Below are 22,590 nucleotides of genomic sequence, written 5' to 3' on the forward strand. Positions count from 1 at the left end.
GCGTCAGCTTCTGAGTCCCTCCTGGTGGTGCCAAACTGGCTTTAGAACATTATCAAATGTCTGCACAAGAGTGCCAAATAAATGACAAGGGATCGTCAGGTTTGACTCTTCGCAGGAGACAGATAAACAGTGGTTCATTGAAATCGTAAACGACTCGCATCAAGAAATTTCACCGGAGAGACAGCGAGGGCAAAGGGAAGGCTACCTGAATGGACGATGGAGCGGCAAGCTGTCTGCCAGAATCGAACTGGCGGAAGAGATGAAAAATACATCCAATGATCAGCAACGCGCCTGGAGCGCATGCGCAATCACCTATCATGACCAGCCCCACAACGTAACAGTTAACGACCAAAACAAAAAACACTCTACCGCCCTCCCGCACCGAGGCGAGTCAGAGTGTTTTTGCATTTGCCTCACGAACAAATGAACGAAACCGCAGAACCGTCCCCCGCCAGCTTGCCAAGCAGCAGCTATCTACCATTACATTTAGTTCAGCCGAAACAGCTTATGCCAAATAGAAGTTTTCCGCTCGGCGTCCTGCATTTTTGCCAACTGCACCTTGGCGTCCATGATGTCGCTCATTGCTTTGGTCAGGCGGCGGTCGCGCTCCTTCAAGCTGGTGCGAATGTACGCTTCCTGCTTTTCCAGACGGGCGAGCAATGCCTGCTGGTTCTCGTCCTGTTGCTTCACGTGGAGCGCCAGTGCGTGCAGCTTTTCATCGATGGCTTCCAGTGCTTCCAGGGCGTCCAGGGCGTCTTCATTTGCGGCAGGGTGAGTGACAGGAGCGAGGGCAACCGCGACAGCCGTTTCGTTTCGGGTCGTTTCCACCTGGGTTTGGCTGACGATCATTTGCGCGGCTTCTTCCTGGGGGATGAGCTGATCTTTGGTCAGCCGATAAAAGCGTTTCATGCAGGATACATCCAGCTGGCGATACTCGCGGCGGTTTTGGCTGTCCCGCAGGAACCAGTAGCCGTGCTGTTCTAAGAGCATGCTCCATTTGCGCAAGGTGCTCGCGCCAATTCCCAGCATCTCGGCGACTTCCCTGCCGCTGTAAGTCCGTTCTCTGGCAACAAGCTCAATGACGTCTCCCATGTTTACCCCTCCTGACGCAGAGTGCGTTCGTACGTTTTCTAACCCTTTTCTGTGCGCCAAAAGGGAAATCCTTTTGGAATCGTGCGACAAATTCCAGCAGCGTTCGAAACTCGTGCACGACTGTTTGTCCGGCTCTGCCAACTGGCGGAAAAACTTGTCTATTTGACGGGAAAAGCGGCAATCGGGACAAATGACGGACGGGTACAAGTACATTTTCTGTTTGTCTGTGCATCTGCTCAGTAGGGCTATGCCAAACGTACATAGGATGCTTACAGAAGGAGGGATTGACCATGGCATTCAGAGACCAGGTGAAACGATTCGAAGGGAAAAATGTAAAGGTTGAGACTGTGAATGGCAACTTTTTCGGCAAGCTGGTTGAAGTGAAATCCAGCACGATCATCCTGCGTGAACACGATAATAATCGCCGCACTATCATCCGTGATTCGAAAATCATTGCCGTTACAGAACACGACCACGATTGCTAAGCTTCCAAGGAAGTCTTGGCAAGAAAAAAGTTGTTCCTCAGGCTGTCGAGCAATCGGCGGCCTCTTCTCTTTTTGGGCAGCAACTGTTCAGGTGGATTTTATTCCCACCCCTGGACGTGGTAACATGATAGAGTACAAAACGATAATGAAAGAGGGCAGGGGATACCATGTTGGAAATCCGGTTTCACGGACACTCTTCCGTGCAGTTGACCAGTGAAGGTCATTCGATCATGATTGACCCGTTTATTTCGGGAAATCCGCTGGCAAAAACAAAGCTTGAAGACATCCACGTCCAGTACATCCTGCTGACGCACGGACATCAGGACCACATTCTCGATGCGGTGGAACTGGCAAAAGCGAACGATGCCACGATCGTTGCGACGCATGAGCTTGCTACATACCTTGGCTGGCAAGGAGTAAAAACGATTTCCATGAATTTGGGCGGATCGGTGACGCTGCCTTTTGGCAAAGTCAAAATGACACAGGCGTTCCACAGCTCGGGCGTGGTGCTCGATGACCAACAGCAAATCGTCTACATGGGCATGCCGGGCGGATTCGTATTCGAGCTGGGCGGCAAAACGATCTATCACGCGGGAGATACAGGCTTGTTCGGGGATATGAAGCTGATCGGCGATTCCCACGACATCGATCTGGCGTTTTTGCCGATCGGAGACGTGTTCACGATGGGGCCGGAGGATGCCGTGAAGGCTGCTGAGTGGATCGAAGCCGACTACGTTGTGCCGATTCATTATGACACCTTCCAGCCGATCAAGCAGGATGGAGACGCCTTTGTTGCGACATTGGCCGAAAAGGATATCAGAGGCAAAGCGCTCAAGCCGGGAGAGATTTTGCGTCTGCCGTAGCTTGAGCACTTGTTTTGCGATTGCAAAAAACCGCTCGTCTCGAAAAAGGGACAAGCGGTTTTTCTTGTTTTGCCAGGAGTTATCAGAAACCCCATTTTTGTAGCCGCATGTAGCCATAGACGCCGATCAGAGCAGCAATAGCCACGATCACTCGAAAAAGTTGTTCCGGGAAGGGCGAGACGCCAAATCTGTCTGCAAGCCCGATTTCACTGGCATCTGCTTGCCACATTACGGCTGTGACGAGCAGCACGACTGCACCAAATATGTAAAAATAGCCGATTAAGGTTACTCCGAGAGGTCTGTTCATTTGCTTGCCTCCTTTTATCAGGCAATACGCATTCTAAACTTGACGCTGAAAAAAGAGCAAGGGACTATCTTTGAAAATACGGCATGAAAATGGTAGCGACTCTCATAGACATAGAAACATAGGAAAGGCAACTTGGCAAAAAGGAGAGGGTTGTCTGAATGAGTACGCTGCATCATGTTTTGCTATTTTTCACTGTCATTGTCCTTTATTCGCTGGCGAGCTTCGCCTTTCCAGTAGGTGGGGCTTGGTATGCTTCATTAGCCAAGCCTGACGGAACGCCACCCGACTATGTGCTGGGAACGGTTTGGTTTCTTTTGCATGCGCTCATCGCCGCTTCTGTCGTTCTTTCGGTTCGGCGCAGACAAATGAACCGGGAGCTGCTTCTATTATATGGAATCAACTGGTTTTTTCATCAGTTGTTCCCGCTTTTGTTCTATGGCTTGCAGCTCCCGTTTCTTGCCGCTGTCGACACGCTCCTGATTTTGTACTCGACATGGGTCCTGATCAGAGCGATCCGTCCTCTGGACAAAATCGCTTCCTCGCTCTTGATTCCGTATTTGCAATGGAGCGTATTTGCCATCTACTTGGCTGTTTCGTTCTGTGTGCTGAATTTGTGAGCGCTGAGCGCTGCTTGGCTTACAGCCCTTCGACGAGTCGCTTGGCCCGCACAGCGGCTTCCCGCTGGATTTCTTCCCAGGAAATGAGCGTCAGTTCGCGGTTGCGCATCAGTATTTCCCCGTTGACGATGGTCGTATCGACATCTGCTCCGGTAGCGCTGTAAGCGATGAGCGAATGCAAGTCGTGGAGGGGAGAGAGATGCGGCTTGTTCGTATCGATCAGGATGAGATCAGCCCGCTTGCCGACCTCAAGTGTGCCCACTTCGTGATCGATGTGCAGCAGCTTGGCGCTTTCAATCGTCGCCATGCGCAAAACTTGCTCGGCAGGCAGGACAGTCGGATCGCCGTAGTGCAGCTTTTGCATCCAGGATGCCGCCTTGATTTCGGCAAACATGTCGAGCGTTGTGGCGCTTCCTGCTCCGTCCGTACCCATTCCGACTGTGACACCTTGCGAGAGCAGTTCCGTCACAGGCGCGATGCCGCAGCCGAGCTTTAGGTTGCTGACGGGATTGTGCGCGACACCGCCGCGCATGCCGCGAAGCCGTCCGATGTCTTCCAGATCGAGATGGACAGCGTGGGCGAGCAGGACGTGATTGTCGTGGAACACCCCAAGCTCGTGCAAATACTCGGTAGGAGTCTGGTTGTATTTTTCGCGGATTTTGGCCACTTCTTCGCGCGTTTCCGCGAGGTGAATATGCAACGGGATTTGCCGGCTTCTGGCCAGGGCGGATACTTCTTGCAGCGGTTGCGGAGGGCACGTGTAAGGCGCGTGCGGCCCGAGCATGGTCGTGATTCGGCCGTCTGCTGCACCCGACCATTTATCAATCAAATCGAGGGCTTCTGTCATGCGGCGGCCGCCGTCATCTTGCAAAAAGACGAGCCCGCGAGTCAGGGAAGCTCTGATTCCGCTGTCCTGCACCGCTTCGGCGACAGCATCCATGTGCACGTACATGTCGGCAAAAGCAGTCGTGCCGGATGCGATCATCTCGGCAATGCCAAGCAACGTTCCCCAGTAGACGTCTTCTCGCGTCATGCGCGCCTCGGCAGGCAGCATTTTTTTGTCCAGCCAATCCATCAGCTTCAGGTCGTCGGAAAAAGCGCGCAACAGCGACATGCTGGCATGGTTGTGCGCGTTGATCAGCCCTGGCATGGCTATCCTATTTTTCGCCTCGATCACGGTGCCGGTGCTTGCACTCGCCTCAATCGCTTCCGCCATCCGGACGATCCGGCCATTCTCGATCAAAATGTCTCCGATCCACGGCTTTTCCTTTTCCACCATCGTCATGATGTGGCAGCCTTTAATCAGCAATGTTTTCATTTCCGCTTCCTCCTTGGTATCTTGTTCGGTTGTTAGCGTAAAGCTTCACGCCACGGCAGAGTCAAGGATGATTTGCCGTGAAAAAACAGCATCGGGCGGAAAAGCAGTGCTGATTTGCAGGTTTCTGTAATATTGTTTATTAGATAACAATTGACGCAGGAAATAATGCTACATAAAATGGAAGTAAGATTCGGAGGAAGAAAGCGGTGGCGCATATGTTAAACGGAGGACTTGTCAGCTTGCAGGCGATTTTGGATGAGTTGAAACCATCCGAACGCAAGGTGGCAGAGTATATAGTAGCTCACCCGGAAGACGTGGTGAAGCTGTCGGTGCAAAAACTGGCGGAGCTGAGCGGAGTGTCCGAGGCGACGATCATTCGTCTGGCTCGCTCGCTCAATATGAAAGGCTATCAGGAGTTGAAGCTGCGAATCGCGGGCGATCTGAACAAGCAGACGACTCCCACGAGCTATCAGGAAATCATGATGGAAGGCTCGGTAGAATCGATCATGCAGGCGGTCAGCTGGAACAACATCCAGTCGATCCAGGACACTCTCTCGGTTTTATCAAGCGAGGAAGTGAAGCGAGCGGTCGAAGCGCTGTCTACAGCGAGAAAAATAGATGTATACGGCGTGGGAGCTTCCGCCGTCATTGCCGATGACATCAAGCAAAAATTTTGCCGGATCAATCTGTGGTGCGAGGCGTACTCCGATTTTCACGCCCAATTGACATCGGCAGTCAATTTGACGCCAAACGATGTAGTGATCGGCATCTCTTATTCCGGGCAGACAGAAGACATCATTCAGTCGCTGACGGAAGCGAGACAGCAAGGGGCTACCGTCATTACGCTGACCAAGTTCGGCCCTTCTCCCGTAGCGGAGCTGGCCCACATTCGGCTCTTTACCAGTTCGGTCGAAAAAAGCATTCGCAGCGGAGCGATGGCATCACGCATCGCACAGTTGAATGTCATCGATATTTTGTTCATGACCATGGTCAGCAGAAAGCAGGAAGAGGTCATACCATTGCTGGAAAAAACCAGGCTGGCTGTCAGCCGTACGAAGCGTTCATCCAATTGACAGCGGAAGGAGGGGAAAGCATGAAGGCGATCGAAACATTGTTGCAAAGCTGGATCGACGAGAAATTGTTGCCGGGAGCCGCCCTGCGCATCGTACGGGAAGGGCGGACCTGCTTTTCTCTCGATGTTGGCGCCACGAGTGTAGCTTGCGGCCAACCGATTACAAAAGACACGTTATTCGATTTGGCGTCCCTGACGAAGGTGACGGCGACATTGCCCGCCGTGCTGCTCTTGATGCAGGACGGAAAGCTTGCGGCCGATGAGCGGATTGGCGCCTTTTTTGCGGATTGTCCAGCAGATAAGGCTGAGATTACGATTGGGCAATTGCTCACGCACACATCCGGTTTGCCCGCTGATCTGGAGGTGCGCACAAGGAACAGCGACATTGACCTGCCGGGGCTTTTGTATCGCCAGCCGTTGCTTTACAAGCCAGGCGAGCAGGTCGTTTACAGCGATCTCGGCATGATCTGGCTCGGTTTGCTCATTGAAAAACTGGCAGAGAAGCCACTGGATGAGTTTGTCACGCAGCGCGTATTTGCTCCTTTGAAAATGGAACGCACCTGTTTCCGTCCAAGTGCCAGATGTTTTCCGAATATTGCGCAAACAGAGTATTGTTCGCTCACAGACGCGTACATCTGCGGGGAAGTGCACGATGAAAAAGCATTCGCCATGGGAGGCGTCGCAGGCCATGCCGGATTGTTTTCGACGGCTGACGACTTGTGCCTGTACGCCAAAAGCTGGCTGTACGCCGACCCTCCCTTGCTGGCAAAGCAGTGGCGCGATGAGGCTGTCCGCAACCATACGGCGCACGCCAATGGCAGTCGCGGTTACGGCTGGGAGCTGAATCAGACAGGAACGTTGCTCAGTTGCGGCCAAAATTTTCACTCTACCAGCTACGGACATACAGGCTTTACCGGAACAAGCATCTGGCTCGATCCGGTACGCGAGCTTGCTGTCATTTTCCTCACCAATGCCGTTCACCTCGGGCGCAATCATCAGCTTAGGCAACTGCGGCCTATTCTGCATGACGCTGTCACGACCGCTTTGCAAACGGTCTGACTGGATAAAGCGAGAGCAGCAGGAAGGATCGGTTCGAAGAAAAAGGGGGAGGGTTTGCGGATGAAGCAGTTCCGTCTTCACAAGGTGGCATCTGTCTGTTTGATTGCAGCCATGGCGCTTGTCGGTTGCAGCTCGCAAGGAGGGGAGAAAGCCGCGCCAGGCACTCAGCCAGGCGCAAGTGAAGGGAGCGGACAGCAAGTGACGCTGTCCATGCATAGCTGGCGCGTCGAGGACACGGAAGGCTACAAGGCGATTATCCAAGCATTCGAGGCCGAAAATCCGAATATCAAGATCGACTTCAAGCCGTTCAAAGCGACGGAGTACAACACGATTCTCAACACAGCGCTGCAAAGCGACAGCGGGCCGGACATTCTCCAGTTGCGGCCATACGCCCCGGGCATTTCGCTTGCGGAAGCAGGGTATTTGGAACCGCTGGACAACATCGCAGGCATCTCGGCTTTCCCCAAAGACGTCCTCGCAGCAGCGACAGGCAAAGACGGCAAAGTCTACGGCGTCCCACTCTCCCTGAACTCCACGCAATTTTTCTACAACAAGAAAATTTTCGAGCAAAACGGCCTGAAGGAACCGAAAAGCTGGGATGAACTGATTGCAACGGCCAAAACGTTGAAGGAAAAAGGAATCGTTCCGATTTCGTTTGGAGCAAAAGAAGGCTGGCTGCTCTCCTTGAGTCACGGCGTCATTGCGCCAGCGAGCTACAGCGGCAGCAGTTACATCGACAAGCTGCTAAAAGGCGAGAGCAATTTGCAAAGTCCCGAGTTTCTCCAATCCATTTCACGAATGCAGGAACTCATCCCTTATTTCCCGGAAAATTATGTTGGGCTTGAGTTGAATGATATGCGCACGCTGTTTGCGACAGAAAAAGCGGCGATGTTCATCAATGGCAGCTTTGAGCTGGAAGGACTGAAAAAGCTCAACCCTGACTTGCAGCTCGATTTCTTCCCGATGCCGACCAACGATCAAAAAGCAGTCATTACGACTTGGGTAGACGGCTCTTATGCGGTGAACGCCAAGTCGAAGCATAAGCCGGAAGCGTTGAAGTTCATGGAGTTTATGGCGACGAAAAAATTCGGGGAGCTGTTTGCCAACCAATTCAAGCGGATCAGTGCAGTGCCGGGCGTGTCGACTGATGATCCGTTGGTGAACAAAATGGCGGAGCTGTCCCAATCCAGCTCGACACCGTATTTGATGGTCGTTCATTTTGCCGAGGGCAAACCGACGACGAAGCAAGCGCTGGAAAATGCACTGCAAGGCATGTATTTGGGCAAGCTCACACCGGAACAGGTTGCAGAGGAAATTCAAAAGTCAGCCGCTACCTGGTTCCCTCCATTTAAAAAGTAGGCCGTGATGACAACAGGCGGGAGGCAAAGGCAGGGCAAAACTCCCGCCTGTTGATTTGTTAAGGGGGTGGAGAACATCGGTACGATGAACAGGCACACGATTCAACCGAAGGGGCGGGCTCGCTGGTTGATCCACCTGTTTCCTTTGCCCGCGCTGATCATTTACACGCTGTTTGTCCTGTACCCGATTGTGAGCGCCTTTTTGTATAGCTTGTACGATTGGGATGGGATCAAGCGCGGAGTATTTGTCGGGCTGAAAAATTTCGTCACGTTGTTTACAGTGGAGCCGTTTCATGAAATGTTCTGGAATGCTTTCGGGCACAACGTCTACTATTTTGTCATCGAGATGATCGTGCAAAACGGCATCGCCTTTGGCCTGGCTTTTCTCATCTACCGCAAAATTCGCGGCGCGGCTTTTCTCAAGATGGCGTACTTCATGCCGAGACTTCTGTCCGTTATTGTGATTGGGTTTTTATGGAAATTGATTTTGAATCCGAATTATGGCGCGTTGAATACGCTGCTGACAGAAATCGGGCTGCAACAATGGGCCAAACCGTGGTTGGGCGACCCGGATACGGCGCTGCTCGCGATCATTTTGATCAACTGCTGGTTCGGCATCGGCTTTGCCATGCTCATATTTTTGGCGGGGCTTCAGGCGATCCCGGAGGAGCTGATTGAGGCAGCCAGGCTGGATGGCGCTACGGGCTTCCGGCTGTTGTGGAAAATCATCCTGCCGTTGTGCATGCCTGCGATTACGATTATGACCATTTTCACCTTTATCCAGGCGTTTGAAGCTTTTGAGCTGGTGTATGCGATGCAAGGCTCGATGGGCGAGCCGTTTCGGTCGACGGATACGCTTGCCGTCTATTTTTACCGATTGGCGTTTTCCAGCGCGGGCGGGGCGGGAGACGTGGCGGTCGGACTCGGTTCTGCCCTGGCTGTCGTGCTGTTTTTCATCGTCGCATCCGTATCGGCCGTCTCGCTCTACTTGATGCGCAAGCGTGAAGTCCAGCATTGAGCGATCAGGCGTGTGGCAAATGGAACGTGAAGGGAGGGATGCGGGTGAAAACGAACGTGGGCAGCAAGGCGATCTCGTATGTCGCCGCGTATGTGTTTGCATTACTGTCGCTGTATCCGATCGTCCTGATGATTCTTTCTTCCTTGAAAACGAACTTGGAAATATTTTCAAGTCCTCTGTCTCTTCCCAACTCTTTCAGTCTGGATACGTATAAAAAGCTGTGGGAAGCCGTGCCTTTTGCCGACTTTTTGCTGAACAGTGTTTTCGTCAGTGGCATGTCGGTCCTGCTCATCACCGTTTTTTCCGCGATGGCGGCCTTTTACTTGTCCCGCTTTTCCTACAAATGGACGGGGGCGCTCTATTTCTTTTTCATTATCGGGCTGATGATTCCGATTAAACTGGGGATTGTGCCGTTGTTTTTGCTGATGAAAAATATCGGGCTGTTAAATTCGCTCTGGTCGCTGATTCTCATCTACACAGCAAGCGGGATTCCCATTTCCGTGTTTATTTTGACAGGGTTTTTCCGGACCTTGCCTGTGGAACTGGAGGAAGCGGCGCGAATCGATGGCTGCAATCATCTTCAAGTGTTTTGGCGGGTGCTTTTGCCGTTGATCCGGCCAGCGCTTGCGACCGTTGTGATCATTAATTTCATCCACGCCTGGAACGACTTCTTTTTCCCGCTGATTTTCATTCAGGAAGAAGCGCTGAAGACGATTCCGGTGGGCATGATGGTTTTGTTCGGAGAATACGAAACAGATTGGAGTCTGCTTTTTGCCGGATTGACATTGTCTGCTTTGCCGATGATCGTCGTATTTTTGCTGGCGTCGAAGCAGTTCATGGAGGGGTTGACCGCAGGTGCTGTCAAATGACGAAAAAAAATGGTTTATCGGGATAGATGGAGGGGGAACAAAGACAAAAGCGGCGATTTGCGATGAGCGAGGTCAGGTGCAGACGATCGCGACAGGCGATTCTTCCAATCCGTTGTCGCGTCCTTGGGCTGAGGTGGAAGCGACGCTCAAACAGCTCGTCACAACCGTATGCCAAGAGGCCCGGATCAGGGATGAAGAGGTTTCGGGCCTGTTCATCGGCCTGGGCGGTGCAGATCGCCCGTTTGTTCGGGAAAAAATCGATGCTGCGTTTGCTGAGGCGTGGCAGGAGCGGTTGTTCTTTGACAACGATGTGATCCCGGCGCTTTACTCCGGGACGTGGGGGCAGCCGGGGATCGTTCTTATCTCAGGTACAGGCTCGATCGCGTGTGCGCTGACGAGCGAAGGAGTGCGGCATCGCGTAGGTGGCTGGGGCTATTTGCTCGGGGATGAAGGCAGCGGCTTTGATCTGGGAAAAAAAGCGGCCGCGGCCGTTTTGCGCGCACATGACGGGCGCGGGGAGCCGACGGTTTTAACCGAGCTGTTTCTTGCCCATTACCATGTGTCCAGTCAGGAAGAGTTGATCGCATTCATTTACGGTGACGACAACCCGCGCATGCAGCTTGCCAGAGCCAGTGAGCTGGTGGAGCAGGCGGCAAGGCAGAAGGACCGTCTCGCGAACGGACTGATCCGGGAAGCGGCGGCTGCGTTGTGCGAACTGGCGCATGCTTGCTTGAAAAAGACGCAGGAAGCGCTCCCGGTTGTCCTCGCTGGCGGGGTGCTTGCACAAGACACGCTGGTCAGACAGCGCGTGCTCGCAGAAGCTTCATTTCCGGTTGTGATCCCTGAGGTTTCGCCTGTGATCGGGGCGTTGGTTGCAGCCATGACCCGCGCAGGCCACCGGGTGGACGAAAGCGTGGCAGAGCAGTTGCGAGAAAGCGGTACAGCCTTGGAGAAGAGGTGAGCCTCACCATGGATGAGAACTTGTATCAGCTTCAGACCGAAAAGCGCAATGCGGCAAGCGAGCGGCTGGATCAGATGAGTGCGCTGGAAATCGTCACTTTGATGAACGAAGAAGATCAAAAGGTCGCCTTGGCCGTGAAGCGTGTGCTGCCACAAATAGCTCAGTCCGTCGACATGATCGTGCGCTCCTTGTCCGGCGGAGGGCGGCTGCTTTACTTCGGGGCGGGTACGAGTGGCAGGCTGGGGATTCTGGATGCGGCAGAATGCCCTCCGACTTTTGGCACGGAGCCTTCTGTCGTGCAAGGAATCATCGCGGGCGGAGTCAAAGCGATGACAGAGGCGATCGAAGGAGCCGAGGATTCCCGCGAGCTGGGCTGTCAAGATGTGCAGGAGGCAGGAGTGAGCCAAAAAGATGTCGTGGTCGGAATAGCCGCCAGCGGGCGGACACCGTACGTATGGGGCGCGCTTCAGGAAGCAAAGACGCGGCAGGCGGGAACGATTTCGCTCTCCTGCAACTCTGACCCGGATATTGGCAAAAGCGCGGATATTGCGATCAATCTCGCAGTCGGCCCGGAAGTGGTGACAGGCTCGACAAGGCTCAAGGCGGGCAGCGCGACGAAGATGGTGCTGAACATGCTGACGACAGCCAGCATGGTGAAGCTGGGCAAGGTCTACCAAAATTTGATGGTCAACGTCCAGGCGACCAACCAGAAGCTGCGCGAGCGGGCCAAACATATTGTGATGCAGGCGACGGGTGTCTCGTACGCGGTTGCCGACCGACTGCTTGCGGAAGCGGCGGGCGATGTGAAAGTGGCGATTGTGATGCAGAAAACAGGACTGGCAGCCAAGGCAGCACAAGAGCGTCTGGCGCGTGTCGGCCACAAGGTCAGAGAAGCAATCGAACTTATATAAAAGAAGATTTATGTGCATTTCGCAAACCCAAGGGTTGGAAACGACCCAGGGAATAGGGTAAAATTGGGTATGAATAGCATTTGAGAACGGTTAGGCTATTTCCGGAGTGGAGTAGCCGTTTTCTCGTCCCAGGAGGGGAGGGGCACAATGAAAGACTTGGTAGATAATGAATGCAGGAGCAGTCTTCTCTATCGCTCCTTCTTTGATCAAATGGTGCAAGCCGCTTTTTTGCTAGATCAATCAGGAAGCGTTTGCAAGGGAAATCCGGCTTGCGAAGCACTGACAGGCTTTTCAGCAGACGAGTGGGAAGGCGACCCGTTCTGGAAGCTGGCAGTTGCAGAAGAACAGGAAAGAGTGCGTCTGCAAACGCAGTGCGCGGTAAAAGGGGAGCCGAAGCCGTTTTGTACCTATTTTTCCCGCAAGAATGGCCCGCCTGTTCACGTACATATTACATATGGCGAGTTTTTTTCCGAAGGGACAACGATCGGATACTACGCGATGGTGCAAAAGATGTCGCAAGCCATGGCAGAGGCCAGCGAGGTCAAACAGTGCAAAATACTGGACCTGTCTCTGGAAGCGGCTTTTGTCTATGAAAAGGGCGTGCTGCGCTATGTCAACCAGTCTGGCATCAGGCTCATCGGGGCACAGCGTTTCGAGGAACTGTTGCCGTATCCTTTCACATCCTTTTTTCATCCGCGAGACATGCCGTTGATTCGCGAGTTGCAAAAGCGGCTGGAGTGGGGAGAGACAGCGGCTCCGATCGAGGCCGAGCTGATCCGGCTGGACGGGGCGCGCATTGAAGTCGAGGTCTGCGGAACATCTGTCATGATTCAGGACAAGCTGTGCAAATACATACTCATTCGCGATATGACCGAGCGGAAAAGAGCGCATGAATTTTTGCAAAACTCGGAAAAACTGGCATTGGTTGGGCAATTGGCTGCCGGGATCGCTCATGAGATTCGCAATCCGCTGACTTCCTTGAAAGGCTTTGTGCAACTGATGCAAGAAGATGGCATGAGAAAGCAGGAGTATTTTTCCATCATGAGCTCGGAGCTGGCCCGGATTGAGTTGATCGTCAGCGAGCTGCTGGTGCTGGCCAAACCGCACGCTTCCGCCTTCGAGGTACGGGACTTGACCAACTTGATGAACCACGTCGTGACGCTTTTGGAAACGGAAGCGATCCTGCAAAAAGTGACGATTCGCATGGTCATGGAGTCGCCGCTGCCGATGGTGCATTGCGATGAGAACCAGCTGAAGCAGGCATTCATCAACTTTTTGAAAAACGGGATCGAAGCCACATCCGGCAGCGGAGAAATCGTCATCCGGCTGTGGTGCGAGAGGGACAAGGTCGTCATCCGTTTTGAGGACAATGGAGTAGGGATACCCGAGGAGCAGCTTGCTCGTCTGGGCGAGGCGTTTTTCACGACCAAAGAGTCAGGAACCGGACTGGGATTGATGGTCAGCCGCAGAATCATCGAAAACCATCGCGGGACATTACGGCTCATGAGCACCCAGGGCAGAGGTACGACGGTAGAGGTATGTTTGCCCATTATCAGTTAACAGGGCGCGAGCGGCGAAGGGGAGGACAAGCAAATGGCTGACTGGAAAAACAGAAATACGGTGCTGACAGCGGGGTTTGCCCAAATTCCCAAAGGGACGACACTGTACGAGGTGTCGACGATGGTCGGCTGTGTGCTCATCATCGACGCGGATGACGGTGTGATATGCGATGCCAGCTTTACTTTTGTGATGGACAAGACCAGTGAGTTTTTGGTCAGTTTGCTCGTGGGCAAGTCTGTGGCAGCAGGGATGCAGGAAATTACGCAGACGATTCAGGAGCGTTTCCTCGCCCCCGGCCAGGGAGCTGTTTTGCAGGCAATTCGTGCAGCTGTCGATCGATATCATGAGAAAAAATCGTAAGACTACCCAATAGTCGGAGGGTTGTTCATGCATGAAGACCACGCCGTAAAAGAAGCGTATGCAAAGCAGTTGTTGGAGCGTTACAGCGACTGGCTCAGCCGTGTGGAATCAGTAGATCCGCAGGAAATCGAGGCAGTCGCTGTCGAGATAGACGAAGTATTTTCCGCAGATGTCGGACAACTGCACAAGGAGCTGCTGGGCAAAATCAGCGCCTTGCGCGACAAAGTGTCCGAAATGATGTGGATGTCGGAGCACATGAAGATTTTGCACGACTTGAGCCACATTTTTGCGAAGACGTTTGAAGAGGACAAGATTTTGTGGAAAGCGTTCGAGCTGGTTTCGCGCGTGATGCGCACAGATGCGTTTTTCATTGCGTTTTTTGACGAGGGCGACAGTGAGATCAGGATTCCGATCAGCATCGACGACGGTGTCAATTACGGGCCGCTTGTCATTCCGTACGGACAGGCGCTCATCTCCAGAGTGATCGAGACGAAGCAAACGATCCACATCCGAACGATGAAGGGAGAGCCGAGCGAGCCGGAAATGATCCGCTGGGGCAGCCCGGAGATCGACACCAACACTTGTATTTTCGTTCCCTTGATGCTGGGGAATCAAATCAAAGGCGTGATCTCGGCCCAGTCGTATCTCGAATTTGCCTATAAAAAAGAGCACGAGGAGCTTTTGAAAATGATCGGCTTCCAGGTGGCGAGCGCGATTGAGACGGCGCGTCTGTACGATCGCATGTACCAAATGTCTTTTCAGGATGAATTGACCGGGCTTGCCAACTACCGGGCGTTTCACCGCGATTTGGAGCAGTTGCTGGGAGAAGAGGATTCGGCGGTTGCCTTGATCATGCTCGATTCGGACAGCCTGAAATCGGTGAACGATCTGTACGGGCATCATGCCGGGGATGAGCTGATCCGCAGAATTGCCCAAGCGATGCGGACGGTGGCGGACAAAAAAGAGAACGCCTATCGTTATGCAGGAGACGAGTTTATGCTGCTGTGTCCACAGGCGAGCATGAAAGAGGCGGAAGAAAAGGTGAGGGCGATTCGCGACTTTTTGCGTTTGCATCCCTTGCTTCAGGACAATTGCTGTATTCCAATCGGGGTCAGTGTCGGCATCGCCCGGTTTCCGGACGACAGCAACACGGCGGACGGCTTGAAGCGGGCAGCCGATGAGGCACTGTACCGCTCCAAGCGCAGAGGCAAAAACTGTACGACCGTGTATGCGACAGGCTAGGCTTTCGGCTGTCGCAGGGCAAAAAGGAAAGTGAGCAGCGGCGAAATCCACAGGTAGATCACATACGGCAAGTAATCGATCGTCGCTACGTGCAACGTAGAGGTGAAAAAGGCTCCGCTGACGCCCCAGGGGATGAGCGGGTTAACCAATGTACCGCAGTCTTCCAATGTGCGGGAAAGACGTCGGCCCTCGATTCCTTGCTCGGCAAACGCATCGCGGAACATTTGTCCCGGCAGCAGGATCGACAAGTATTGCTCCCCTGTCAGCACATTGACGAGGATGGAAGACGATCCGGCCAGTCCGACCATGCCTGCCGCTTTTTTGATCCGTTTGATCATGCCTGCGAACAAGGCGTGGAACACACCGCTGTATTGCAGGATGCCGCCGAGAGACAGGGCAATCAAAATCAAGGCGAGGGACCAGGTCATGGACAACAGCCCTCCCCGGTTTACGATAGAAGCAACGGCTTCGTTGGCGATCTCGCTGGCGAAGCCGTTTTGCATGACGTTCATCCATTCGACAGGGGAATGAACACCTTGCATCAGGGCAGCTGTGGCGATTCCGCTCAAAATCCCGAAGACGAGCGTCGGGAGGATCGGCTTGCGCAGGGCAGAGCAGACGAGCACGACGGCAGCAGGCAACAAAGTCGCTATGCCAAGCGAAAAGTTTTGTTCCAAAGACAACTGGATCGCTTGGATGGCATCGAGGCTCACGTTCGCGGACTGCCCTTGAACGACGAAGAAAATCGCAGTAATCGCCAGCGCCGGAATCGCGGTATGCGACATGAATTTGACGTGATTCATCAGCGAGACATTGGCGATAGCCGCAGCAAAGTTGGTCGTGTCCGACAGGGGAGACATCTTGTCCCCAAAACAGGCTCCGCAAATAATCGCTCCGGCGGTCATCAACGGATCAAGTCCAAGCGCAGTGGAGACACCCATCATCGCCACGCCGATCGTGCTGATCGTCGTAAACGAGCTACCAGTGACAGTCGAGACAATCACAGTCAAAAAGAGGGCGCTGATCGTAAAATATTCCGGCGAAATCAGGGAAATGCCGAGGTGCAGGATCATCGGCACGGTTCCGCTCATCATCCAGACGCCGATCAAAATGCCGATCAGGCACAAAATCAGCATCGGGGCGATCGCGGTTTGAATGCCTTTGACCAAGCCTTCCTCCATCTGCTTCCAAGGCACGCCGAACAGGCGCAGCAGAGTGGCTGCCGCAATCGTGGCGGCAAAAAGCGGCATGTGTGGTTCTACTTTCCCCCAGAATAAGGCGGGAAACAGGATGCCGAATATGATCAAGAGCACCCAGAGACTTTGGGAAAAGGAAATAGTTTTGTTCATGATGGCAACTCCTTGCAAAGACTGGCAAGCAAAAGCGGACAAGCTGCACAGCTTTCCACTTTTGTGCTTTGTCGCTTTTTGGCTTTTTTGCTTTTGTGCGTTCAAGCGATAGGCTGACTTTATCCTGAATGCCCAGCTTCGTCAACGCGTTCAAATAAATTCGGAATCGCAAAATAATACGGAGTAGTAGCACATTTCTTGCGATCATAAGCCTGGCTGGCATATCGCTCCATGGGAAAAAGCTTATTTAAAATGATTACAAAAAGATATTGACTTTTACTTTATATCTAGTAAAATGAGAAATGTTCCTAGTTGATAATAATTATAATTTGGATGCGAGAAAGGGGGAGCCATACATGTATGATGTCATCATCATTGGTGGCGGTCCGGCTGGCACATCCGCTGCCATATACACAGCCCGGGGAAATTTGAAAACACTCGTAATCGACAAGGCACCCGGCACAGGTGCGCTTGCCCTGACACATAAAATCGCCAACTACCCTGGTGTAGAAGGCGAAATGACCGGAAAAGAACTGCTGGATAAAATGCGCAGACAGGCAGAGAGCTTCGGCGCTGAATTTATCCAGACGACGATTTCCGCTGTCGATGTAGAAGACGAAGTGAAAAGCATCTTCACAGCGCATGGCACTTTTGAAGCGAAGGCTGTCATCGTCGCTACCGGCTCCAAAGGCCGCAACCGGATGCTGCCAGGCGAAGAGGCGCTGCTCGGTCGCGGTGTCAGCACATGTGCGACATGCGACGGCGCTTTTTATGAAGGAAAGCATGTCGCTGTGATCGGCGATTCGGAGGAAGCGTTGGAAGAAGCGCATGCGCTGACCAAATTTGCAGATAAAATTACTTTCCTCGTACCGCGTGGCGACCTGCAAGGAGTCGAAGAGGTGCCTGAGCTGCCTAATACGGAAATCTTTTTCCGCTCCCGACCTTTGGAGATTGTCGGTGAAAAGGCAGTAGAAGGCTTGCGCGTCCGCACAGCGGAAGGCAACGAAGAGCTGCTTGCGGTAGACGGTGTGTTCGTCTTTTTGTCCGGCAGCAAGCCCGGGACGGATTTTCTGGACGGACAGGTTCCGCTCGACGAGGAAGGCTTCATGATCCTCGACGAATACATGCAGTCTTCTGTTCCGGGCGTGTTCGGAGCAGGAGAGGTTCGCAAAACTCCGGTCAAGCAAGCTGTCGTGGCTGCGGCGGACGGAGCGATTGCGGCGATGGCTGTCGACAAGTACATCAACAAACGTTCCAAAGTGGTTCCCCAATACAAATAATCGACGACTATAAAGGAGAGATTTTCTCATGGCACAAGCAATCGTATACTCCAGCACAAACTGCAGCTTCTGCAAACAACTGAAAACATATTTGACCGAACAAAACATCGCTTTTGAAGAGCGCAACATTGACGAAAAAGAAGAATTTGCCCAAGAACTGAACCGTCTCGGCGTGATGTCCGTACCTTTGACGGTCATCGGTGAAAAGCAAATCCTCGGCTTCAACCCGACCCGCATCAAAAAAGCGCTGGCAGCTCTGGAAGAGACTGCACAGTAATTCATCGCCGCTGTTTCGATCACTTACGCCCACTGACTATAAAAAGCGCAACAGGAAAAGGAGCGATTGATGATGACAACGCAACAAACTGTACAACTGCAAGTAGGAAAACCGGCACCAGACTTCAACATGCTCTCCACGAAAAACTTGGAGACATTGGAAGAGCGCGTGACGCTGGCTGATTACAAAGGCAAATGGCTGATTCTCTTCTTCTGGCCGTTCGACTTCACCTTCGTTTGCCCTACCGAAGTCACTTCCTTCAGCGACAACATGGAAGAATTTGAGGATCTCGATTGCGAAGTGCTCGGCGTGTCCACAGACAGCGTACACACTCACCGCGCATGGATCAAAACGCCGCGCGACCAAAACGGAATCGGTCCAGTCAACTTCCCGATAGCGAGCGACTTCAACAAAGACACAGCGCGTGCGTACGGCGTACTGGATGAAGAAACAGGCGCAGCTCACCGCGGACTGTTCATTATCGACCCGGAAGGAATCTTGCGCTATCAAGTCGTTACAGACATGAACGTAGGCCGCAGCGTCGACGAAACAACTCGCGTGCTGCAAGCTCTCCAGGCAGGCGGACTGTGCCCTGCAAACTGGAAGCCTGGCATGAAAACTTTGTAATTTCGTCTGGCCAAACAGCATAAGCGTGAAAAAAGAGGCAATCTAACCGTCCTGGTAAGGCGGCGATTGCCTCTTTTTTTGCAGTCTTCCTTACCACGAAAAACAGAAGAGTAGGGCTATTCGCCGATTCGAAACGGCTTTTACAACTTTTCTCCTGTAATTTTTATGTAAAGATCAGACGATATCGGCAAAAATCAGTCATTTCCAAATAGTAGCAACCTACTATTTTTCCTGCCTTTCCCAAATGGAAAACTTCAAGCACATATACCTAATTGTCAGAAAAATATGGGTCAGATGGACGGTCGGGTTGCAGGACTTCGCACCAAAAAAAGTAGGCCGATGGGGGCGAATATGCTTTTGCATTACATTTTCATGACAAATAGGCAAAAGAGACATTAGTGAATTTCGTCTATGGGAACCGTTTGCCCCCTATGTTTACAATGACAGTGATGTTGGGCGAGAGAGCCGGCAGCCGCTCGCGGCAGCGGCAGCTTATCGGAGGTTGACGGGAATTGGAACCAAAAAAGAATAGACGCAAGCGTTGGGCGAGTCTCATGGCCCTGATGGTGATAGGCGTAAGCGCGGTGTGGTGGTTCTGGGACGCAGACCGGGTCGAGAGCATGGAGACGACGTCTGGCATCCAAATCAAGTTTCGCACAGAAGGCGATCAGCTCCAGGTATTCCAAGCGGAAAAATGGCAGCCGTTCTTTGCAAAAGGCGTCAATCTGGGGGCGTCGCTGCCAGGACATTATCCCGGAGAGCTGCCCATTCAAAAAGAAGACTACTTGCGCTGGTTCGCAATGATCGACGAGATGGGCGCGAATGTCATCCGCGTATACACGATTCACCCGCCTGCTTTTTATGAGGCGCTCGTTGAGTTCAATCGCAGCAAGGCAGGATCACCGCTCTATTTGATGCAGGGCATCTGGAGTCCGGAGGAGTTGTTGATCGAGAAAAAAGACGCGTATTTGCCAGAGATTCGCGAGCAGTTTCGCCAAGAGATCAAGGACGCGGTCGGGGCTGTTTACGGCGAGGTCACTCTGCCGGAGAAGTCAGGCAAGGCGAGCGGCAAATATGCGGCGAATGCAGGCAAATACTTGATTGGCTGGCACACCGGAACGGAGTGGGACCCGGTCATGGTGCAAAACACAAACCGTTTGCACCAGAAGCTGCCGCCGTATCAGGGGAAGCATTTTAACGCCACGGCGGATGCTACCGCTTTTGAGACCTGGATCGCCGAAATGGTCGATACGGTCGCAACAGAAGAAAGCAAGTACGGCTGGCAGCACCCGATGACGTTTACCAACTGGGTGACGACCGATCCGCTGTCGCATCCGGGAGAACCGTTGCATCACGAAGATTTGGTCAGTGTGGACCCTATGCATATTCAGCCAGTGAAATGGGAGGCGGGCTACTTCGCGTCCTACCACGTCTATCCGTACTATCCGGATTTGTTCCGTTACGATCCGGCCCTGCAACAAGTGAAAAACGACGCAGGGCAAATCGACACGTACAAGGCGTATTTGCGGCAATTGAAGGCGCATCACAAAAACATGCCAGTCATGGTTACGGAGTTCGGTGTCCCGGCGTCAGTCGGAATCGCTCACCTGGGCAATCTCGGACGCAATCAGGGCGGGCACTCCGAGCGGCAGCAAGGCGAGATCGACGCGGCGCTCATGCGCGAAATTCATCAGGAAGGATACGCGGGCGGCATCCTGTTCGTCTGGCAGGATGAATGGTTCAAAAAAACGTGGAACACGATGCGCTTCGAACTGCCGGAAGATCGCCGTTCCTTTTGGCTCAACGTCCTGACCAACGAGTCGTTGTTCGGCGTCCTGGGGATGTATCCGAACAAAGAAGGCGTGCTCGTCATGGATGGCGATCGTTCCGACTGGGATCAGCTCAAACCGGAGGAGAAGCAGAAGCTCGACATCCGTGTTCCCGGTATCGACGAAATCTGGATGACGCACGACGAAGGCTATGTGTATATGCTGGCGAAGCTTGCGCACCCTTTTGACCCGGAAAAAGCAAAGCTGTATTTCGGTGTCGATACGATTCTGGGAGGCAACAAGCACACGGCACAACTGCCCGGACTTACGCTGGACGAAGGATGGGAGACGCTGATCGAGCTGGGCAAAGCCGAGGAGAGCCAGATTCAGATTGCGGCGAACTACGACTTCCACACGCGGCTTTACGGGAAACGGTACGGGATGCTTGAAGTGAAGGAAGAGGAGCTGCGCGACGATTCCGGTGTATTCAAGCCGTGGAAACTCGCCGTGGGACTGGAGATGGAGCCGCCCGACAGCAAGACGTACCATCCGCTGGAAGAAGTGCTGGTCGGGAAGCTTTTGCGGGGAACGATCGATGCCCAGGACCCGCAGTACGACTCGCGGACGGCCTGGCAGGCAAAAGGCGATGTGGTAGAGCTGAGAGTGCCGTGGATGCTGCTTGGATTCACCGATCCGAGTTCGCTTGCGGTCATGAGCTACAAGGATGCTGGCAAAAGCTTTTCATCAGAGACGAGCAAAGGAATCCGGCTTTTGCCCATTCTCGTCGAGCGCTCGACGCAAAGCATTGTCGGGAAAAACGAGCTGCCTTCCCCTTATCCGGTGTCGCAGCTTCCGATCTACTCCTGGCCAGCCTGGGAGCAGGTCGGTTACCACGAGCGGAAAAAGCAAAGCTATTCGATCATCCAAAAAGCATGGAAACAGATACAGGCTCCCGTGACAGACAAAGCTCAACCTTAAACGTTGGACAGGAGAGTGGCAAATGTGCAAACACCTTTGGCGACAGCAATTGTTTTTGTGTACGCGCTAAGCGGGATTACCGTGCTGGGATTGCTTGCCTTGTTCGCACTGAAGCTGCGAAATTTATCGGCAGAGAAGCAGGCACGCATGTGCGAAGAAAAATACCGCGATTACTTCGTCTACTTGCAGGCTTACGGCGAAGAGGAAGAACGCCTGAAGGTGCCCTACGGCGAGGTGACGCAAAAGGAAAAGCAGCTCATTCAAAAAAAGCTGTTTGAACTGATGGAACGCTTTACGGGCGTCCACAGGCAGAAATTGATCCAGCTCTGCGAAGATATGGGACTCGTTGCACACGATCTCGAACGGCTGCGGAGCGGCTGGAAATGGACGCGAGTCGACGCCGCCTACAATTTGGGGGTCATGCGATCCGGCCAGGCAGCGCCTGATTTGCTCGTTCTGTTGCAAAAAAGCGGGGCAAACGATCCGAGCCTGTTCATCTTTGCCAGGGCGATTGCCAAATGCGCCCGAGATGCGGAAGACCTGCGGCAGATGGCGGAGTATGTCGTGCGGATGAAAAAGAACGTTCACCAGCTCATCGTCGACATGATCAGCGACTCGCAGCTGGACACGACTTCGTTTTATACCGAATGGATCCGCGACAAAAATCCGGAATTGGTCAAAATCGGGTTGATCGGCTTCGCCGTACACGCTCAGCCTGAACTGGAGCCGGGATTGTCCAGGTTGGCGCTCTCTTCTGACAAAGAGGTGCGGATCAAGGCCGTGAAGCTCATGTGCCGCGATATCCGTTATTTGAACGACCAGACGATCAAAGACTTTTTGAACCACAAAGACTGGGAAATACGCGCATTGATCGTCAAAGCTATTGGGGCGATGCAGCTTGCAGACTACGTACCCGCCCTGAAAAAAGCGGTTGGCGATGCCAACTGGTGGGTGCGGCATCACAGCGCCCGCAGCTTGACGCAGCTGCAAGCAAAAGGCTTTTCGGCTCTGTGCGACATATTGCGGGAAGAGGGCAGCAATCCGAAAAGCGAGATGGCTCAGCAAATCATCCAGGAAGAGCTGGAAAAAGCAGAGCGCAGCCTCGGTGGCGAGCCAAGCACAGAAAAGCTGTTGGATTACAATGAAAAGCTGCATTTGTACCGCAAGTCGTGCAAAAAAACCATTTCCACCGTTCAGGCGATGGAAGGATAAGCAGAA

Annotated in this window: 22 protein-coding genes; 18 read left to right on the top strand and 4 right to left on the bottom strand. The window is 53.1% G+C overall.

What is annotated here, in order from left to right; translation table 11 throughout:
- Nucleotides 1-486: 486 nt before the first annotated feature.
- A complete protein-coding gene (locus tag NST23_RS06465; RefSeq protein ID WP_340963343.1) occupies nt 487-1,092 on the bottom strand; it encodes a hypothetical protein in 606 nt (201 codons plus the stop codon).
- A gap of 290 nt (nt 1,093-1,382) precedes the next feature.
- Here NST23_RS06465 and NST23_RS06470 point away from each other — a divergent pair, with 290 nt between their 5' ends.
- On the top strand, nt 1,383-1,577 hold the full coding sequence (locus NST23_RS06470) for a hypothetical protein (protein ID WP_122962864.1): 195 nt from the start codon (nt 1,383-1,385) through the stop codon (nt 1,575-1,577).
- Between the two features lie 167 nt (nt 1,578-1,744).
- On the top strand, nt 1,745-2,440 hold the full coding sequence (locus NST23_RS06475; RefSeq protein ID WP_340963346.1) for a metal-dependent hydrolase: 696 nt from the start codon (nt 1,745-1,747) through the stop codon (nt 2,438-2,440).
- 82 nt (nt 2,441-2,522) lie between these two features.
- On the opposite strand, the gene NST23_RS06480 is transcribed toward NST23_RS06475, so the two are convergent.
- Nucleotides 2,523-2,747, bottom strand: a complete 225-nt coding sequence (locus NST23_RS06480) for a hypothetical protein (protein ID WP_122962866.1) — start codon at nt 2,745-2,747, stop codon at nt 2,523-2,525.
- Between the two features lie 158 nt (nt 2,748-2,905).
- Here NST23_RS06480 and NST23_RS06485 point away from each other — a divergent pair, with 158 nt between their 5' ends.
- Entirely contained in the window at nt 2,906-3,364 is a 459-nt protein-coding gene (locus NST23_RS06485) for a TspO/MBR family protein (protein ID WP_122962867.1), read from the top strand.
- A gap of 19 nt (nt 3,365-3,383) precedes the next feature.
- Here NST23_RS06485 and NST23_RS06490 read toward each other — a convergent pair whose 3' ends face one another.
- Nucleotides 3,384-4,682, bottom strand: coding sequence for an amidohydrolase (locus NST23_RS06490; protein WP_340963350.1), 1,299 nt, complete (start codon nt 4,680-4,682; stop codon nt 3,384-3,386).
- Between the two features lie 215 nt (nt 4,683-4,897).
- Between NST23_RS06490 and NST23_RS06495 the strand changes: the two genes are divergently transcribed.
- The 10 genes from NST23_RS06495 (at nt 4,898) to NST23_RS06540 (ending at nt 15,092) form a co-directional block, all read left to right on the top strand.
- Entirely contained in the window at nt 4,898-5,755 is an 858-nt protein-coding gene (locus NST23_RS06495; protein ID WP_122963250.1) for a MurR/RpiR family transcriptional regulator, read from the top strand.
- 20 nt (nt 5,756-5,775) lie between these two features.
- Complete coding sequence (locus tag NST23_RS06500) at nt 5,776-6,813, top strand: serine hydrolase domain-containing protein (protein WP_287102523.1); 1,038 nt, start codon at nt 5,776-5,778, stop codon at nt 6,811-6,813.
- Between the two features lie 60 nt (nt 6,814-6,873).
- Nucleotides 6,874-8,172 carry an ABC transporter substrate-binding protein gene (locus NST23_RS06505; RefSeq protein WP_173596080.1) on the top strand — a complete coding sequence of 433 codons (1,299 nt, stop codon included), beginning with the start codon at nt 6,874-6,876 and terminating at the stop codon, nt 8,170-8,172.
- Between the two features lie 84 nt (nt 8,173-8,256).
- Nucleotides 8,257-9,189, top strand: a complete 933-nt coding sequence (locus NST23_RS06510) for a carbohydrate ABC transporter permease (protein ID WP_122962871.1) — start codon at nt 8,257-8,259, stop codon at nt 9,187-9,189.
- Nucleotides 9,190-9,233: 44 nt separating this feature from the next.
- On the top strand, nt 9,234-10,058 hold the full coding sequence (locus NST23_RS06515) for a carbohydrate ABC transporter permease (protein ID WP_122962872.1): 825 nt from the start codon (nt 9,234-9,236) through the stop codon (nt 10,056-10,058).
- Complete coding sequence (locus NST23_RS06520) at nt 10,045-11,019, top strand: N-acetylglucosamine kinase (protein ID WP_309538940.1); 975 nt, start codon at nt 10,045-10,047, stop codon at nt 11,017-11,019. Before NST23_RS06515 ends, NST23_RS06520 begins: the two co-directional genes overlap by 14 nt.
- A gap of 8 nt (nt 11,020-11,027) precedes the next feature.
- Entirely contained in the window at nt 11,028-11,930 is a 903-nt protein-coding gene (gene murQ / locus NST23_RS06525; protein WP_122962874.1) for an N-acetylmuramic acid 6-phosphate etherase, read from the top strand.
- A gap of 147 nt (nt 11,931-12,077) precedes the next feature.
- Nucleotides 12,078-13,490, top strand: a complete 1,413-nt coding sequence (locus NST23_RS06530) for a PAS domain-containing sensor histidine kinase (RefSeq protein WP_173596082.1) — start codon at nt 12,078-12,080, stop codon at nt 13,488-13,490.
- 33 nt (nt 13,491-13,523) lie between these two features.
- Complete coding sequence (locus tag NST23_RS06535) at nt 13,524-13,850, top strand: DUF3870 domain-containing protein (protein WP_063229137.1); 327 nt, start codon at nt 13,524-13,526, stop codon at nt 13,848-13,850.
- A gap of 27 nt (nt 13,851-13,877) precedes the next feature.
- Entirely contained in the window at nt 13,878-15,092 is a 1,215-nt protein-coding gene (locus tag NST23_RS06540; RefSeq protein WP_122962876.1) for a sensor domain-containing diguanylate cyclase, read from the top strand.
- Here NST23_RS06540 and nhaC read toward each other — a convergent pair.
- The gene (nhaC, locus tag NST23_RS06545) at nt 15,089-16,441 is read right to left on the bottom strand and encodes a Na+/H+ antiporter NhaC (protein ID WP_173596083.1); all 1,353 of its coding nucleotides are present in this window, start codon (nt 16,439-16,441) and stop codon (nt 15,089-15,091) included. The genes NST23_RS06540 and nhaC overlap by 4 nt on opposite strands.
- A 356-nt stretch (nt 16,442-16,797) precedes the next feature.
- Here nhaC and NST23_RS06550 point away from each other — a divergent pair, with 356 nt between their 5' ends.
- The 5 genes from NST23_RS06550 to NST23_RS06570 all read left to right on the top strand — a co-directional run bounded on the left by NST23_RS06550 (nt 16,798) and on the right by NST23_RS06570 (nt 22,584).
- The gene (locus tag NST23_RS06550) at nt 16,798-17,721 is read left to right on the top strand and encodes an NAD(P)/FAD-dependent oxidoreductase (RefSeq protein ID WP_340963353.1); all 924 of its coding nucleotides are present in this window, start codon (nt 16,798-16,800) and stop codon (nt 17,719-17,721) included.
- A gap of 28 nt (nt 17,722-17,749) precedes the next feature.
- Complete coding sequence (locus NST23_RS06555; RefSeq protein WP_122962878.1) at nt 17,750-17,998, top strand: glutaredoxin family protein; 249 nt, start codon at nt 17,750-17,752, stop codon at nt 17,996-17,998.
- Between the two features lie 72 nt (nt 17,999-18,070).
- On the top strand, nt 18,071-18,625 hold the full coding sequence (locus NST23_RS06560; protein WP_173596084.1) for a peroxiredoxin: 555 nt from the start codon (nt 18,071-18,073) through the stop codon (nt 18,623-18,625).
- A gap of 512 nt (nt 18,626-19,137) precedes the next feature.
- Nucleotides 19,138-21,372 (top strand): hypothetical protein, encoded by a 2,235-nt coding sequence (locus tag NST23_RS06565; RefSeq protein WP_340963356.1) that lies wholly within the window; start codon nt 19,138-19,140, stop codon nt 21,370-21,372.
- A gap of 24 nt (nt 21,373-21,396) precedes the next feature.
- On the top strand, nt 21,397-22,584 hold the full coding sequence (locus tag NST23_RS06570; RefSeq protein ID WP_309538942.1) for a HEAT repeat domain-containing protein: 1,188 nt from the start codon (nt 21,397-21,399) through the stop codon (nt 22,582-22,584).
- Nucleotides 22,585-22,590: the final 6 nt, after the last annotated feature.

Origin of the sequence: Brevibacillus sp. FSL K6-0770 (assembly GCF_038000275.1) — a bacterium.
In the GTDB taxonomy this organism is placed as follows: Bacteria; Bacillota; Bacilli; order Brevibacillales; family Brevibacillaceae; genus Brevibacillus; species Brevibacillus parabrevis.

What these genes read in the sequence shown, in the direction of transcription:
- NST23_RS06465 (WP_340963343.1), bottom strand. Translation starts at nt 1,092, where the DNA reads ATGGGAGACGTCATTGAGCTTGTTGCCAGAGAACGGACTTACAGCGGC.
- NST23_RS06470 (WP_122962864.1), top strand. Translation starts at nt 1,383, where the DNA reads ATGGCATTCAGAGACCAGGTGAAACGATTCGAAGGGAAAAATGTAAAG.
- NST23_RS06475 (WP_340963346.1), top strand. Translation starts at nt 1,745, where the DNA reads ATGTTGGAAATCCGGTTTCACGGACACTCTTCCGTGCAGTTGACCAGT.
- NST23_RS06480 (WP_122962866.1), bottom strand. Translation starts at nt 2,747, where the DNA reads ATGAACAGACCTCTCGGAGTAACCTTAATCGGCTATTTTTACATATTT.
- NST23_RS06485 (WP_122962867.1), top strand. Translation starts at nt 2,906, where the DNA reads ATGAGTACGCTGCATCATGTTTTGCTATTTTTCACTGTCATTGTCCTT.
- NST23_RS06490 (WP_340963350.1), bottom strand. Translation starts at nt 4,682, where the DNA reads ATGAAAACATTGCTGATTAAAGGCTGCCACATCATGACGATGGTGGAA.
- NST23_RS06495 (WP_122963250.1), top strand. Translation starts at nt 4,898, where the DNA reads ATGTTAAACGGAGGACTTGTCAGCTTGCAGGCGATTTTGGATGAGTTG.
- NST23_RS06500 (WP_287102523.1), top strand. Translation starts at nt 5,776, where the DNA reads ATGAAGGCGATCGAAACATTGTTGCAAAGCTGGATCGACGAGAAATTG.
- NST23_RS06505 (WP_173596080.1), top strand. Translation starts at nt 6,874, where the DNA reads ATGAAGCAGTTCCGTCTTCACAAGGTGGCATCTGTCTGTTTGATTGCA.
- NST23_RS06510 (WP_122962871.1), top strand. Translation starts at nt 8,257, where the DNA reads ATGAACAGGCACACGATTCAACCGAAGGGGCGGGCTCGCTGGTTGATC.
- murQ (WP_122962874.1), top strand. Translation starts at nt 11,028, where the DNA reads ATGGATGAGAACTTGTATCAGCTTCAGACCGAAAAGCGCAATGCGGCA.
- NST23_RS06530 (WP_173596082.1), top strand. Translation starts at nt 12,078, where the DNA reads ATGAAAGACTTGGTAGATAATGAATGCAGGAGCAGTCTTCTCTATCGC.
- NST23_RS06535 (WP_063229137.1), top strand. Translation starts at nt 13,524, where the DNA reads ATGGCTGACTGGAAAAACAGAAATACGGTGCTGACAGCGGGGTTTGCC.
- NST23_RS06540 (WP_122962876.1), top strand. Translation starts at nt 13,878, where the DNA reads ATGCATGAAGACCACGCCGTAAAAGAAGCGTATGCAAAGCAGTTGTTG.
- nhaC (WP_173596083.1), bottom strand. Translation starts at nt 16,441, where the DNA reads ATGAACAAAACTATTTCCTTTTCCCAAAGTCTCTGGGTGCTCTTGATC.
- NST23_RS06550 (WP_340963353.1), top strand. Translation starts at nt 16,798, where the DNA reads ATGTATGATGTCATCATCATTGGTGGCGGTCCGGCTGGCACATCCGCT.
- NST23_RS06555 (WP_122962878.1), top strand. Translation starts at nt 17,750, where the DNA reads ATGGCACAAGCAATCGTATACTCCAGCACAAACTGCAGCTTCTGCAAA.
- NST23_RS06560 (WP_173596084.1), top strand. Translation starts at nt 18,071, where the DNA reads ATGACAACGCAACAAACTGTACAACTGCAAGTAGGAAAACCGGCACCA.